This window comes from Streptomyces sp. NPDC127038 (assembly GCF_042725875.1).
Taxonomy (GTDB): Bacteria; Actinomycetota; Actinomycetes; order Streptomycetales; family Streptomycetaceae; genus Streptomyces.
In genome coordinates, this window is sequence record NZ_JBHXDQ010000005.1 from 166,827 (window position 1) to 180,377 (window position 13,551).

Here is a 13,551-nt window from a genome sequence, read left to right on the forward strand (position 1 = left end):
GGGCCGCACCGGGTACGCGACACCGGCGACGGCCGGTACGGCACCGAGAGCGCTGTCCGCCGGGCAATTACGGGTCGGCGGTACGTGAGCCATGAGCCTTCCCGGGGTCCTCGCCGGGGGCGCGGTCCGCCGTCGCCGGAGTGCGGGACGTCCACCGCGTGCGCCGCTCCGGCAGCACGTGCGCGCGGGGGCGGTGTCCGGCCCGTACGACCCGGCCGGCCGCCGCCTTCTGGAGCAGGCTGTACGCCAGCACCGGCAGCAGGACGTGCGGCCGGTCCGGCAGTGTCGTCGTGATCAGGACGGCGCCCGCGCTGCTGTTGTTCATGCCGCAGGCCAGGGTGACCGACGCGCCCGCGGGTGCGTCCAGGCGCAGGGCCCGGCTGGTGACCAGGCCCAGCGCGAACGACAGCCCGCAGACGGTGGCGGCGACCGTCACCGCCGCCGTGAACAGGACCGGTTCCGGGTGCGCCAGGAAGGGGCCGAGGGCCCCGCTCGCGTTCACGTACGTCAGGAGCAGCGAGGCGAGCATCGCCGCGGGGGCGGCCGCGCCGACCAGGAGCGCGGCCGGGCGGTCCGGCAGCACCAGACGGCACAGGATTCCCGCGCCGCAGGGCAGCAGGACTCCCGTGAGGGCGAAGCCGCTGCCGGCGGTCCTGGCCGCGTCCGCGAGCGAGCCCGCGTACGGGCCGTGCAGCAGCGGGCACAGGGCCGCGAGCGTCACCGGGAGCGTGAGCGGACTGACGATCGTCGACGCCAGGACGAGCCCCACCGCCGTCGGCTGGCAGCCTTCCCCCTTGCCGGTCCACACCGTGGCCCCCGCCGCCACCGGCATCGCCACGATGAGGATCATCGCCGTGACCAGCCCGCTTCCCCCGTCGCTGTCGGGCGACTGCCGCAGGGCGAACGCGACGCCCGGGATGATCAGCAGCGGTGCGACCAGGTGCAGCACGAGGCCCGTCAGCAGTGCCGTGGGGCGGCGGACGAGCGCGCGCAGTTCGCTCAGCGGTACTTGCAGGCCCGCCGTGAACAGGACCAGGGACAGCAGGAACGGAGCCGTGGTGAAAGGGATGCCCGGTAACGAGGAGGGGCCGAGCCAGTGGGTGCGGCGCAGCCACAGGCCAGGGGCGGGCACGGTCGCGGCGGCCAGATAGGCGGCGCTCACCGCCCAGCCGAGGTGGTCACGGAGCAGGGCGAGGGGGGATCTCGTTCGGGTCGCGGGCGTCGGAGCCGTCGGCTTCGGCGTCGTCCGGGGCGCGGGGGTCGTGCGGGTCGCCGGGTGTTCGGGGTTCATCGGGGCGCTCTTCCGTCGGGGGACCTGGGCGGAGACGGGGCGCCGATATCGCGGAGTACGTGGAGGGGAGGAAGCGCGTGAGGACGTACAGGAGCAGGCTCAGCCAGCAGACGGCGAACAGCCAGCCGCCCACGACGTCCGAGAACCAGTGGACGCCGAGGTAGACGCGGGACAGGCCGACCAGCACGGCCCAGCAGCCGATCAGCGCGACGAGCGTCCTGCGGGTCTGCGGCGCGCGGGCGGTCACCGCGAGGATCAGCAGTCCGGCGGTGACGGCGGAGGTGGTGGTGTGCCCGGAGGGGAACGACCAGCCGGAGGCGTGGGTGGCCCAGTCCGACACGGGCGGCCTGGGGCGGGCGACCAGCGACATCACCGTGAACCGGACGGCCTGCGCGGCCCCGAGGGCGCCCACGCAGGCGGCGACGGCGACGGCCCGCTGCCGCGCCGTCCGGCCCAGGAGGAGACCGGCCACGACGGCCAGCGCGTACGGGACGGCTCCCGTGCCGGTGTAGGTCACACCGCGCGCCAGGGCGAGGGCCACGTCCGGGCGGTGCGCGACCGACCAGGAGGTGAGCCGGGAGTCGAGGAGCAGGGGAGCGCCGTCGCGGCCGGTCACGATCAGCGTCAGCAGCACGAAGGCGACCAGGCTCCCCACCGCGGTCGACGCGGCGAGGTCGCCGGTGTTCTGGCGCTTCACGGCCGGGCCGGGACGGCGTCGGCCGCGGGCTCGGGTACGACGCCCGGGACGGCGGACATGGGCGTGGCCCCTTTCCACGGCGGGCACGCGCACGGCGGAGCACCCGCAGGTGCCAGGCCGCATCGCTTGCCCTGTCGATTTCGTCTACACAACTGTAGACGATTGGCGGCCGGGATCGTTCCCGAGGGGCCCAAGAAGATCGGCTTCCTCTCGTCCGGCGGGCGGGCGCGTGGCGGACGCGGGCGGTCCACGAGGGATGCCGTACCCTACGTGTTACGTATAACCCTGGAGGCCCGATGAGACGCATCGCCCTGGTCACCCTCGTCGTCGACGACTACGACGAGGCCGTCCGCCACTACACCGAAGCCCTCGGCTTCCGCCTCGTCGAGGACACCCCGCGGCCCGACGGCTCCCGCTGGGTCGTGGTCGAGCCGGGTGCGGACGCGAACGGCACCGGGCTGCTGCTCGCCCGGGCCAAGGACGAGGCGCAGCGCGGCCGGATCGGCGACCAGACCGGCGGACGCGTCGGCTTCTTCCTGTACACCGACGACTTCGCCCGCGACCACGCGCGGATGCGCGCCGCGGGCGTGACCTTCCTGGAGGAGCCGCGCCACGAGCCGTACGGCTCGGTCGCCGTCTTCCAGGACCTGTACGGCAACCGCTGGGACCTCCTCCAGCCCGCGGGCTGACCGTCCACCCGCACCGGCCGGCACGCTCCCGGAGAGTGCCGGCCCCTTTCGTACCCTCCCGATCCGAACCGTCTGCCGAGGAACACCGCACATGACCGCGCCCCGCATCGACATCGACACGATCCGCCGCCTGCCCAAGGCGGTCCTGCACGACCACCTGGACGGCGGCCTGCGCTCGGCCACCCTGGTCGAGCTCGCGGAGAGCGTCGGCCACACCCTGCCCACCACGGACCCGCGGGAACTGGCCGACTGGTACTACGAGGCCGCCAACTCCGGCGACCTGGTCCGCTACATAGCCACCTTCGAGCACACCCTCGCCGTGATGCAGTCCCGGGAGGGCCTGCTGCGCACGGCCGAGGAGTACGTCCTCGACCTCGCCGAGGACGGGGTCGTCTACGGCGAGGTGCGGTACGCGCCCGAGCTCATGGTCAACGGCGGGCTGACCCTGCCCGAGGTCGTCGAGGCGGTGCAGGAGGGTCTCGCGGCCGGCATGGCGAAGGCGGCCGCCGCCGGGACCCCGGTACGCGTCGGGACCCTGCTGTGCGGGATGCGGATGTTCGACCGGACCCGCGAGATCGCGGACCTCGCGGTGGCGTTCCGGGACGCCGGGGTCGTGGGCTTCGACATCGCGGGTGCCGAGGACGGCTTCCCGCCCGCCGACCACCTGGCCGCCTTCGAGCACCTGCGCCGCGAGAGCGTCCCGTTCACCATCCACGCCGGCGAGGCGCACGGTCTGCCCAGCATCCACCAGGCGCTCCAGGTCTGCGGCGCCCAGCGCATCGGCCACGGCGTCCGGATCACCGAGGACATCGTGGACGGCAAGCTGGGCCGGCTCGCGGGCTGGGTGCGTGACCGCCGCATCGCCCTGGAGATGTGCCCGACGTCCAACCTCCAGACCGGCGCGGCGACGTCCATCGCCGAACACCCCATCACCGCCCTGCGCGACCTGGGCTTCCGCGTCACCCTCAACACCGACAACCGGCTGGTGTCGGGGACGACGATGACCCGGGAGATGTCGCTGCTCGTGGAGGAGGCGGGCTGGGGCCTGGAGGACCTGCGGACCGTGACGGTGAACGCGGTCAAGAGCGCCTTCATCCCGTTCGACGAGCGCAGGGCCCTCATCGAGGACGTCGTCCTCCCGGGCTACGGCGTCTGAACCAGCCCGCGTACGTAGGCGGCCTGTCCGACGTGCTGGAGATCGTCGGACAGGACGCTGACCAGGCGCACGCCCAGGGTCACCGGCGGGTCCCAGCGCTCGTCCACGACCCGCTCGAAGTCCTGGGCGGCCAGTCCGCCGACGAACTCGAGGGTCCGCGCGTGGACGGCGTCGTGGTAGCCGAGCAAGAGGTCGCCCGACTCCACCCGGACCCGGGCGACCTGCGCCGAGGTGTGCCCGTACCCGGTGTCGGCCCGTGGCAGGTCGAGCCCGAAGCGCTTGCCCCAGTCCCCGGTGAACCACACCTGCTCGGTCCCGGCCGCGTCGGCGACGTGGTCGTCCTGCACCCGGGTGAGATGCCAGACCAGCCAGGAGAGCGAGTTCGCGTCCTCGGCGGGGCGGGCGTTGAGGACCTCGGGCGCGAGGCCGCCGACAGCGGCGTGGACCTCTTCCCGGACGCGGCCGAATCCGTCGACGATGATGTCCTTGGCAAGCATGGGACCACCATCGCGCATCGCGGCCGTCCCTGCGCCCGCAACGGGTCAGGCGTCTTCCCCGGGAGATTCGAGCAGCAGCATCAGGGCCCGTGCGGCCGGGCTCGTGGCCGCCGTCGGCGGCAGCATCGCGACCGTCTCGTACGACGTCTCCGTGACGCCCTTGAACGGCAGCGCGGTGAGATCGCGGGCCTCCGGCTTGTGACCGAAGTGGCGGGGTACGACGGCCACCCCGAGACCCTCGTGGACGAGCTCCAGGAGGCTGTGGACGTCGTTGACCTCCAGGGCCACCGTCCGCTGCACCCCCGCCGCCGTGAACGCCGCGTCGGTGGTGCGCCGCGGACCCCAGTCGGGGTGGAAGTCGACGAAGGCCTCCGCGCCCAGTTCCCCCGGCGTGACGACGGCGGCCGTCGCGAGCCGGTGCCCCGGGTGGCACAGCACGGTCATCGGCTCACTGGTCAGCGGGACCGACCGCAGGTGCTCGGAGTCGGCCCGGGTCCGTACCGCGAAGGCGAGGTCGAGCCGGCCCGCCGCGACGTCCTCGGCCAGCGCCTCGGAACCCGCCTGGCGCAGCCGGATCTCCACGTCCGGATGCCGCCGCCGGAACGCGGCCAGCAGCCGGGGGCTGTGCACCCCGGCGATGCACTGCTCGGTGCCGAGGGAGAGGGTGCCGCGCAGCACACCCTGGACGGCGGCCACGGCGTCCTGCGCCGAACGCACCTGGGCGAGGATCCGCTCGGCCTCGACGAACAGGGCGCGGCCGGCCTCCGTGAGGGTGACCCGGCGGGTCGTACGGACGAAGAGCGGCGCCCGGAGCTCCCGCTCCAGCGCCCTGACCGACGAGGAGAGCCCCGACTGCGACACCATGAGCCGCTCCGCCGCCCGGGTGAAGTGCCGGTCCTCGGCGACGGCGACGAAGTGCTGAAGATGACGCAGTTCCATGGGACGCAAGGGTAGGCGCCGGACGGAAGGCTCCGGACGGAGGGCACCGGGACCGATTGAGAAGCGGGATCGCTCAATGCCATCCGATCCTCCCGTTGGACCGCCGGCCCGGGGGCGCGCGAGAGTGGAGGCAGCCTGTTTTCCCCGGCCTCCCAGGAGTACGCGTTGTACACCCCGCACCCCGACCGTTACGCGGACATGCCCTACCGGCGCACCGGACGCAGCGGCCTGAAGCTGCCCGCGCTGTCGCTCGGTCTGTGGCACAACTTCGGCCCCGACCGGCCCGTGGACGTCCAGCGGGCGATCCTGCGCCGTGCCTTCGACCTCGGCGTCACCCACTTCGACCTGGCGAACAACTACGGCCCGCCGCCCGGCGCCGCCGAGTCCGCCCTCGGCGACGCCCTCAAGGCGGACTTCTCGCACCACCGCGACGAGCTGATCGTCTCGACCAAGGCCGGCTATCTGATGTGGCCGGGCCCCTACGGCGAATGGGGCTCGCGCAAGTACCTGCTGTCCTCGCTCGACCAGAGCCTGGGCCGGATGGGCCTCGACCACGTCGACATCTTCTACTCGCACCGCCCCGACCCGGAGACTCCCCTGGAGGAGACGATGGGCGCCCTGCACTCGGCGGTCCAGCAGGGCAAGGCGCTGTACGTCGGCGTCTCGAACTACTCGGCGGAGCAGACGCGTGAGGCCGCCCGGATCCTGGCCGACCTGGGCACCCCGCTGCTCATCCACCAGCCGCGCTACTCGATGCTCGACCGCCGCCCCGAGGACGAGGGCCTGCTGGACACGCTCGACGAGCTCCAGGTGGGGTCCATCGCGTACTCGCCGCTGGAGCAGGGCCTGCTCACCGGCCGCTATCTGAACGGCATCCCGGAGGACTCGCGGGCCGCGAGCGACAGCCCGTTCCTGAGCGCGGACACGGTCACCGAGGATCTCGTGGGCCGGCTGCGGACCCTGGACGAGATCGCCAAGTGCCGCGGTCAGTCGCTGGCCCAGCTGGCGCTGGCCTGGGTCCTGCGCGGCGGCCGGGTCACCTCGGCCCTGGTCGGTGCCAGCAGCCCGCGGCAGCTGGAGGACAGCGTCGAGGCCATCGGCAACCTGGACTTCACCGAGGACGAGCTCGCCCGGATCGACGCGGTGGCCAAGGCGTAGCGGGTACGGGACCGGCCGCGCCGGCGCCCGGACACCGGGGCCCCTGACGCGTACCCCGTGCGCGTCAGGGGCCCCGGCGCGTCGGGCCGGGCACGGGTCGGAAGCCCGCGCCCCGTTCGGCCGGCGGGGCGCCCGCCGCACCCGGCGCCCCGGCGCGTCAGGCCGGGACGCGGTCCAGGAAGCCGAGCACGCTGCGGATCCGGCCCTCGTCGTCCAGGACGATCACGTCGAACCCCGCGACGGGCGCCGAGCCGTCCCGTGCGTCGACCAGCTCCCAGCCGAACCGGGCCGTGTCGTGGTGCCCGTCGACGGCGCCGAGCGGACGGAAGACGAATCCGGGGAACTGCTCGTGCACGGCGCCGATCACGTCCGCGATCCCCTCGTGCCCGCGGGCCTCGGCGAGCGGGTCGGTGTACGTGCCGTCCGCGGCCCAGGCGGCGCCCACCGCCTTCGTCAGAGCGTCCCGCCCGTCCGCGTTCCAGGCCTCGAAGTAGGCGGCGACGGCGGTCTCGTAGCGGTCGGTGTTCGCGGACATGGTGAACCAGCCTCCATCGGGGAACGTATCCATGGTCAAGGTCCGCGTCCCGGCCCCGAGTTCGGCTCCGGGACGCGTTGTGACCACTGTGACGGGCACCGCGCGGGGCGTCGATTACCTCAGGGGTCATGCCACGCCCCCGGGGCCCGGAGGCCGCCGGTGTCCTTTCGGCCACCCGCCGCGGTGAATATGCCAAGAGACTGGCTGAATTCACATGGTGACAGAGTGTCAGTAGTGGCGATACTCAATCAGTAGGGCAATTCAGCCATGCCTGTGCAATTGCACGGAGCGATGCCCATGAGCCGCACGGAGAGCGAGGGCCGGACCGCCGACGAGCGACGCCACTGGGGGAAGAAACGTGCACGACGAATTCCTGTGCCATGTCACCGCGTACGGCATGTGCGGCGGTCGGCGAGTCGGCGTACCCCTGGGCACCTACCGCGCCCCGACGCTCGCGCTGGCCCTGTGGTGGATGCGGGACCGGGCCGCCTGGATGGCCGAACGGCTCGATCCGCAGCCCGAGGACCCCGCCTTTCCCCCCAACTCCATCGCGCCGGTGGGGGAGAGCGTCCCGGACGTCCCCTCGATGCTGCGGGCCTGGTGCGGCGACTCGGATCAACAGGAGCTGGTGGCCGAGGAGTTGGCGGCGGGAAAACTGGTCCGTGTATCCACCAGTGACGACACCACCGAGTACGAACTGCTCGCGGAGTCGGTGGACGCCCTGCGCATGCACCGGACCGCCGCCGTGCTCGGCACCTCCGCCGCCTGACCCCCGTGGCGCCCCGGCCGCCGGGCGCTGATCAGGCACACATCTGGGCGAATCGTTAGAATTCTGGCATGGCAGAGAGGCCGGTCGCGGCGACCGCACCCGAGCTCGTCCTCGAAACCGAGGCGGGCTCGACGGTGATGAGTCCGAACCACGACTACCACGTCGGACGCGATCCGCTGTGCGACGTCGTCATCGACGACGTCCGGGTCTCGTGGCACCACGCGGTGCTGCGGCCCTCGGCCGATCACTGGACGCTGGAGGACGAGAACAGCACGAACGGCACGTACGCCGACGGCCGGCGCGTCCACGAATGGGGCGTCGGACCCGGCAGCGTGATCCGCTTCGGCAGTCCCGCCGACGGCCCGCGCGCCGTCCTCGTCCGCCGCCCCCCACCCGCCGCCGAGCGCCCCTCGGCCGTGTCCATGCCGGCCGCCACCAGCACGTTCAAGCAGCCGACCACCGTACGGCCCCTGCCCTCGCGCACGGTCCGCATCGGCCGCGCCCCCGACAACGACCTCGTCATCGACGACCTGATCGTCTCCAGGAACCACGCCGAACTGCTGGCCAGGCCCGACGGGACGTACGAGATCGCCGACCTCGGCAGCCACAACGGCACGTTCCTCAACGGCCAGCCCGTCGAGCGCGCCCTCGTCACACCGGGTGACATCGTCGGCATCGGACACTCCGCGTTCTGCCTCGTGGGCGACCAGCTCCAGGAGTACGTCGACAGCGGCGAGGTCTCCCTCGACGTGCAGGATCTCGTCGTCGAGGTGGACCGGGGCCGCAAGACCCTGCTCGACCAGGTGTCCTTCCCCGTCGGCGAGAAATGTCTGCTCGCCGTCGTCGGCCCCAGCGGCGCCGGCAAGTCCACCCTCCTGAACGCGCTCACCGGACAGCGGCCCGCCGATCACGGCACCGTGCTCTACGACGGCCGAGACCTCTACCGCGACTACGCCGAACTGCGCCAGCGCATCGGCCTCGTCCCGCAGGACGACATCCTGCACGCCCAGCTCACCGTCCGGCGCGCGCTCACCTACGCGGCGGAACTGCGCTTCCCGCAGGACACCGCCAAGGCCGAGCGCCGGGCCAGGGTGGACGAGGTGATCGGCGAGCTGGGCCTGGTGCAACGCGCCGACCAGCCCATCCACAGCCTCTCCGGCGGCCAGCGCAAGCGCGTCAGCGTCGCCCTCGAACTGCTCACCAAGCCGTCCCTGCTCTTCCTCGACGAACCGACCTCCGGACTCGACCCCGGCATGGACCGCTCGGTGATGCACATGCTGCGCGGCCTCGCCGACGACGGCCGCACCGTCATCGTCGTCACCCACAGCGTGCTCAGCCTCGACGTCTGCGACCGGCTCCTGGTCCTCGCGCCCGGCGGCAAGGTCGCCTACTACGGACCGCCCGACGACACCCTGCCCTTCTTCGGCTACCGGCAGTGGCCCGAGGCGTTCGAGGCCTTCGAGCGCGACACGGACCGGGACTGGGCGGGGGAGTACAAGGACTCGCCGTTCCACCGTCAGTACATCGACAAGTCGACCGTGCAGCCGAAGCTGCCGGACGCGGCCACCGGCGCGCTCGTCGGACCGCCGCCCAAGGCCCAGAGCTGGGGCTCCCAGCTGCGCACGCTGGTCCGCCGTTACGCCGCGGCCCTCGGAGCCGACCGGACCTTCCTCGCCATCATGATCGCCCTGCCGTTCGTGATGGGCGCGATGGCGCGGGCCCTGGCGGGCGGCAAACTGACCCAGGACACGGCGATGAACGCGCTGCTCATCCTGTGCGTCGGCGGCGTGCTGACCGGAGCGGCCAACGCCGTGCGCGAACTCGTCAAGGAACGCACGATCTACCAGCGGGAACGGGCCGTCGGCCTGTCCAGATCGGCGTACCTGATGTCCAAGGTCGTCGTCCTCGGCACCATCACCGTGCTCCAGGCCGTCGTGCTCACCCTCGTCGCCCTCTTCGGCGTCGACCTCAAGGCGCCGGGCGGCAAGGGCGTGCTGATGCCACCGCTCCTGGAGATCACGCTGGCCGTGGCCCTGCTCGCCTTCACCGCGATGATGCTCGGCCTGCTCGTGTCGGCCGTGGTGCGCAAGGAGGAGGTGACGATGCCGCTGCTGGTCCTGCTGGCCATCGTCCAGGTCGTCTTCTGCGGCGCCCTGCTCAAACTGCACGGGGTGCCCGGCCTGGAGCAGCTGTCCTGGCTGGTGCCCTCGCGCTGGGCCCTGGGCGCCATGGCCGGGACCATCGGCCTCGCCCGGATCGTGCCCGGCGAGCTCACCGGCGACCCGATGTTCCGGCATTCCACCGGCGTGTGGCTCCTCAACATGGGCATGCTCGTCGTGCTCTCCGTCGTCTTCGGCTGGCTGGTGGCCCTGCTGCTGCGCCGGCACGAGCCCGCCGTCATGCGGAAGTAGCCGCCGATGACGAGCCCCGGCTTCCGTCCGACGCACGTCGTCCCGCAGGACGGGCTGCCCGCCTGGGAGTCGCCCGACCCCTCCCGGCCCACCGTTCCCCTCGACGCGCTCCTGCCGGTCGAACTCGTCGACCGGCTCGGGGACTGGGGGCGGGTCGTCTGCGCCAACGGCTGGTCGGCCTGGGTCGACGGCCGGCTGCTGATCGCCGTACCGAAGGTGCCCCCGGTGGCGACCCGGCCGCTCGCCCGTACGGCCGACCCGCGCCCGCTGCTGGCCCGCGTCGAGCAGGCGCTCACCGACTACCGGCAGGCGGCGGAGGAACTGGCGTCCGGGCGGCTGGAGGCCGAGAACTTCCGGGCCCGTACGCAGGGCAGCCGGATCGGGGTGGTGGTCGACGGCGAGTCGATGTGGCTGTACGACGGCGAGCACGAGCGGTGGGTGTACTGCGACGGGACCCGGCTGAGCACCTTCGCCGCCGAACGCACCCCCTCCACCGCGCGACGCGAGACGACGAACCGGCCGGAGGAGGAACGGGAACCGTCCCGGGACGCGGTCCCGGAGGACGGCGCGACCGGGGACCGGGACGAGCCGCGGGTGCCGGACCGGGTGCCGGAACCGGACCGGGTGCCCGAACCGAGCGGGACCCGGGGGCCGGCCACGGCGGGCGGGTACCGGGCGGAGCCGACGCGGATCGTGCGCGGGTCCACGCCGGACGGCGCGCCCGGCGGACCTCCGGAGGGGCCCCCGGGCGGACACGAGCCCACCCGCCTGGTCACCTTCGACGGCGACGACCGGGGCGACGACCGGGGCGAGGACTGATGTCCGGCGCGGGGCGCGGGCGGGGTGACGGCTGATGGACGGGTCGCCCGGGCCGGACACCAGCCCGTTCTCCGGGCGGCCCTCCGAGCTGATCGGACGGCAGATCGCGGGCTACCGGATCGAGCGGGAGATCGGGCGCGGCGGAATGGCCGTCGTCTACCAGGCCAAGGACCTGCGCCTGGACCGCACCGTCGCCCTCAAGCTCCTCGCCCCGGAACTCGCCCGCAACGACACCTTCCGCGGCCGCTTCACCCACGAGTCACGGGTGGCCGCCGCGATCGACCATCCGCACATCGTGCCCGTCTTCGAGGCGGGCGAGACGGACGGCGTCCTCTACATCGCCATGCGCTACGTCGCCGGACGCGACCTGCGTCATCTCCTGGACCGCGAGGGACCCATGACGGTCACGGTGGCCGCCCGGATCGGCATCCAGGTCGCCTCCGCGCTCGACGCCGCCCATGACCACGGCCTGGTGCACCGGGACGTGAAACCCGGCAACATCCTGGTCGCCCAGGGCACCGACAGCGACCACCCCGAACACGTCTATCTGACGGACTTCGGGCTCACCAAGAAGTCCCTGTCGCTGACCGGGTTCACGAGCGTCGGGCAGTTCGTCGGCACCCTCGACTACGTGGCCCCGGAGCAGATCTCCGGCAAGCCGGTCGACGGCCGCTGCGACGTCTACAGCCTCGGCTGCGTCGTCTACGAGACGATGGCCGGCCACCCGCCCTTCCAGCGCGACGACGACATGGCACTGCTGTGGGCCCACCAGTACGACCGGCCGCCGGCCCTGAGCAGCGTACGGTCCGACATCCCGGACGCGGTCGACGCCGTCCTCGCCAAGGCGCTCTCCAAGAGCCCCGACGACCGGTACGACTCGTGCCTGGCGTTCGTCAGCGCGCTGCGGATCGCCGCACGCGGTCCCGTGACCGGGGGCGGCACAGGGACGGGCACGGAGACCGGGGCCGTCCGGGGCGGCCCGGGCCCCGTACCGGAGCCGCCGGTGTGGGCCAGGCCGGTGTTCCGGCACTGAGCGGGCGCCGCGGGGTGTTCCGGCACGGAGAGGCGCCGCGGGGTGTTCCGGCACCGAGCGGGCGCCGCGGGGGGTTCTGCGGTGAGCGGGCGTCGCGCGATGTTCCTGCGGTGAGGGGGCGTCGCGCCGTCAGGCGTCCGGGCCGACCGCTCCCTTGCGCCGGACGCCGTTGGCCAGCAGCGCGCCCAGGAAGCCGGTGACCAGCCCCCACAGCACGGCGAGGCCGAGGGCGCCCCACACCTGCGGGTTCAGGAACAGCTCGCCCTTCAGGCCCCCGCCGATGTCGCCGAGACCGAGGATCGACAGGCCGTAGTGCGCGGAGACCCGGCCGAGCAGACAGATCATCAGCACGGTCAGCGCCAGCGCGACCGCCATGTGCACGGCGTGCTGCCAGGCCCGCGTCCGGGCGGGCGAGCGGGCCGCCATCAGGAACGCGGCCCCCAGCAGCAGGACGGCGTCGACGGCCACCAGCCACCAGATCCGGCTGTCGTAGTCGGCGAGCGAGCCGAGGTTGAGCTCGGAGACGTCCGGAGTGCGCAGCACCTCGTCGAGGACATGCGGCATCGGCAGCCCGAAGGGCCCGTCCACGCGCCCGTTCCAGGTGGCGCCGAGCCCGATGGTGAACGCGAGCCAGACCACGTTGGGCAGCCCGAGGAGCATCACGGCGAACGTCTCGGCCGGATGCCCGCGGGTCGCCGCCACCACCAGTCCGATGACCACGCCGAGCCCCACGCAGGTCAGCAGCAGGACCACCATGGCGTACGCGGCCGGCCGCACCGACTCCTGGAAGCGCAGCAGCCGGGCCGGGAGCGCCGCGCCCCGCGAGACCAGCAGCGCGATCACGAAGACACCGGCGAGCCAGAGCACCCCGAAGAACAGGGTCGGCGCCACGGCCGCCTTGAAACCCACCTCGGGCGTTGCGCCGAACAGGTCACCGATGGCACCGATGGTGCCGTTCCCCAGGTCGACGGTGAAGTTCTGGCGGGCCGCCAGCGTCAGTCCGATCAGGACGAGCAGCCACAGGACGGCCATCCGTCCGGCCCAGCCGGCCAGCTCCGTAGCCCCGGCCACCGCGCGGTGCCGCAGCGGGCGCAGGAAGCCCGCCCCGAGCGCCAGCGCCCCGGTCAGGGTCACCGAGAGCGGGACGACCGTCAGGCCCGCCTTCGTCTCGGCGATGGCTCCCGCGTTGCCGGTGAACTCGACGGTGCCGCCGACCGCCGTGACCAGGGTGGCGGCGACCACCCGTGGATAGGCGTTGTCGGGGAGGCCGGTGGCGCCGGACGCCCACAGGCCGAGCGCGGCGACCACGCCCATGAGGACCAGACCGGCCAGGACGGCCACGAGGGCCTGGATCCAGCCGTGCCGGGCGGCCGGACGCGCGCCGCTGGTGTCGGCCGGGTGGGCGGACGGTGTCGGGGGGCTCACGGTGCCACGCTAAGCAGCGCCGACAGCGTCCGCCCCTCGGGAGAGCCGACCGCGTCGGCATGCGGGCACGGGTCGACCGGCCGACCGCGTCGGCTTGCGGGCACCGGCGGACCGGGGCACACAATGGGTGCG

The 13,551-nt window shown here is 73.1% G+C and carries 13 protein-coding genes; 7 read left to right on the plus strand and 6 right to left on the minus strand.

Annotation, left to right across the window (positions count from 1 at the left end; translation table 11 throughout):
* Positions 1 to 67: 67 nt before the first annotated feature.
* Together ACFWI4_RS05970 and ACFWI4_RS05975 are read right to left on the minus strand one after the other, a co-directional pair.
* Positions 68 to 1,291, minus strand: coding sequence for a sodium-dependent transporter (locus tag ACFWI4_RS05970; RefSeq protein WP_387191437.1), 1,224 nt, complete (start codon positions 1,289 to 1,291; stop codon positions 68 to 70).
* Complete coding sequence (locus tag ACFWI4_RS05975) at positions 1,179 to 1,988, minus strand: phosphatase PAP2 family protein (protein WP_387191439.1); 810 nt, start codon at positions 1,986 to 1,988, stop codon at positions 1,179 to 1,181. The genes ACFWI4_RS05970 and ACFWI4_RS05975 overlap by 113 nt, the downstream gene beginning before the upstream one ends.
* Positions 1,989 to 2,284: 296 nt before the next feature.
* Between ACFWI4_RS05975 and ACFWI4_RS05980 the strand changes: the two genes are divergently transcribed.
* Both ACFWI4_RS05980 and ACFWI4_RS05985 read left to right on the plus strand, forming a co-directional pair.
* On the plus strand, positions 2,285 to 2,677 hold the full coding sequence (locus ACFWI4_RS05980) for a VOC family protein (RefSeq protein ID WP_387191441.1): 393 nt from the start codon (positions 2,285 to 2,287) through the stop codon (positions 2,675 to 2,677).
* Between the two features lie 91 nt (positions 2,678 to 2,768).
* Entirely contained in the window at positions 2,769 to 3,833 is a 1,065-nt protein-coding gene (locus ACFWI4_RS05985; RefSeq protein ID WP_387191443.1) for an adenosine deaminase, read from the plus strand.
* On the opposite strand, the gene ACFWI4_RS05990 is transcribed toward ACFWI4_RS05985, so the two are convergent.
* Positions 3,821 to 4,330, minus strand: coding sequence for a DUF664 domain-containing protein (locus ACFWI4_RS05990; RefSeq protein ID WP_387191445.1), 510 nt, complete (start codon positions 4,328 to 4,330; stop codon positions 3,821 to 3,823). The genes ACFWI4_RS05985 and ACFWI4_RS05990 overlap by 13 nt on opposite strands.
* Before the next feature lie 45 nt (positions 4,331 to 4,375).
* A complete protein-coding gene (locus ACFWI4_RS05995) occupies positions 4,376 to 5,269 on the minus strand; it encodes a LysR family transcriptional regulator (RefSeq protein WP_387191447.1) in 894 nt (297 codons plus the stop codon).
* Positions 5,270 to 5,434: 165 nt separating this feature from the next.
* On the opposite strand from ACFWI4_RS05995, the gene mgrA reads away from it, so the two are divergent.
* Entirely contained in the window at positions 5,435 to 6,427 is a 993-nt protein-coding gene (mgrA, locus tag ACFWI4_RS06000) for an L-glyceraldehyde 3-phosphate reductase (RefSeq protein ID WP_387191449.1), read from the plus strand.
* A gap of 157 nt (positions 6,428 to 6,584) precedes the next feature.
* Here the strand turns inward: mgrA and ACFWI4_RS06005 are convergent, their stop codons facing one another.
* A complete protein-coding gene (locus ACFWI4_RS06005) occupies positions 6,585 to 6,962 on the minus strand; it encodes a nuclear transport factor 2 family protein (protein ID WP_387191451.1) in 378 nt (125 codons plus the stop codon).
* A gap of 358 nt (positions 6,963 to 7,320) precedes the next feature.
* Between ACFWI4_RS06005 and ACFWI4_RS06010 the strand changes: the two genes are divergently transcribed.
* The 4 genes from ACFWI4_RS06010 (at position 7,321) to ACFWI4_RS06025 (ending at position 11,994) form a co-directional block, all read left to right on the plus strand.
* A complete protein-coding gene (locus ACFWI4_RS06010) occupies positions 7,321 to 7,731 on the plus strand; it encodes a hypothetical protein (protein ID WP_387191453.1) in 411 nt (136 codons plus the stop codon).
* A 68-nt stretch (positions 7,732 to 7,799) separates the two neighbouring features.
* Positions 7,800 to 10,142, plus strand: a complete 2,343-nt coding sequence (locus ACFWI4_RS06015; protein ID WP_387191455.1) for an FHA domain-containing protein — start codon at positions 7,800 to 7,802, stop codon at positions 10,140 to 10,142.
* A 6-nt stretch (positions 10,143 to 10,148) separates the two neighbouring features.
* Positions 10,149 to 10,961 carry a hypothetical protein gene (locus ACFWI4_RS06020; RefSeq protein WP_387191457.1) on the plus strand — a complete coding sequence of 271 codons (813 nt, stop codon included), beginning with the start codon at positions 10,149 to 10,151 and terminating at the stop codon, positions 10,959 to 10,961.
* Positions 10,962 to 10,995: 34 nt separating this feature from the next.
* Entirely contained in the window at positions 10,996 to 11,994 is a 999-nt protein-coding gene (locus ACFWI4_RS06025; protein WP_387191459.1) for a serine/threonine-protein kinase, read from the plus strand.
* A 129-nt stretch (positions 11,995 to 12,123) separates the two neighbouring features.
* On the opposite strand, the gene ACFWI4_RS06030 is transcribed toward ACFWI4_RS06025, so the two are convergent.
* Complete coding sequence (locus ACFWI4_RS06030) at positions 12,124 to 13,419, minus strand: streptophobe family protein (RefSeq protein WP_387191461.1); 1,296 nt, start codon at positions 13,417 to 13,419, stop codon at positions 12,124 to 12,126.
* Between the last annotated feature and the right edge of the window lie 132 nt (positions 13,420 to 13,551).

Excerpts from the sequence above, each read along its gene's own strand:
- ACFWI4_RS05970 (WP_387191437.1), bottom strand. The coding sequence starts at position 1,291 with ATGAACCCCGAACACCCGGCGACCCGCACGACCCCCGCGCCCCGGACG.
- ACFWI4_RS05980 (WP_387191441.1), top strand. The coding sequence starts at position 2,285 with ATGAGACGCATCGCCCTGGTCACCCTCGTCGTCGACGACTACGACGAG.
- ACFWI4_RS05985 (WP_387191443.1), top strand. The coding sequence starts at position 2,769 with ATGACCGCGCCCCGCATCGACATCGACACGATCCGCCGCCTGCCCAAG.
- ACFWI4_RS05990 (WP_387191445.1), bottom strand. The coding sequence starts at position 4,330 with ATGCTTGCCAAGGACATCATCGTCGACGGATTCGGCCGCGTCCGGGAA.
- ACFWI4_RS05995 (WP_387191447.1), bottom strand. The coding sequence starts at position 5,269 with ATGGAACTGCGTCATCTTCAGCACTTCGTCGCCGTCGCCGAGGACCGG.
- ACFWI4_RS06005 (WP_387191451.1), bottom strand. The coding sequence starts at position 6,962 with ATGTCCGCGAACACCGACCGCTACGAGACCGCCGTCGCCGCCTACTTC.
- ACFWI4_RS06015 (WP_387191455.1), top strand. The coding sequence starts at position 7,800 with ATGGCAGAGAGGCCGGTCGCGGCGACCGCACCCGAGCTCGTCCTCGAA.
- ACFWI4_RS06020 (WP_387191457.1), top strand. The coding sequence starts at position 10,149 with ATGACGAGCCCCGGCTTCCGTCCGACGCACGTCGTCCCGCAGGACGGG.
- ACFWI4_RS06025 (WP_387191459.1), top strand. The coding sequence starts at position 10,996 with ATGGACGGGTCGCCCGGGCCGGACACCAGCCCGTTCTCCGGGCGGCCC.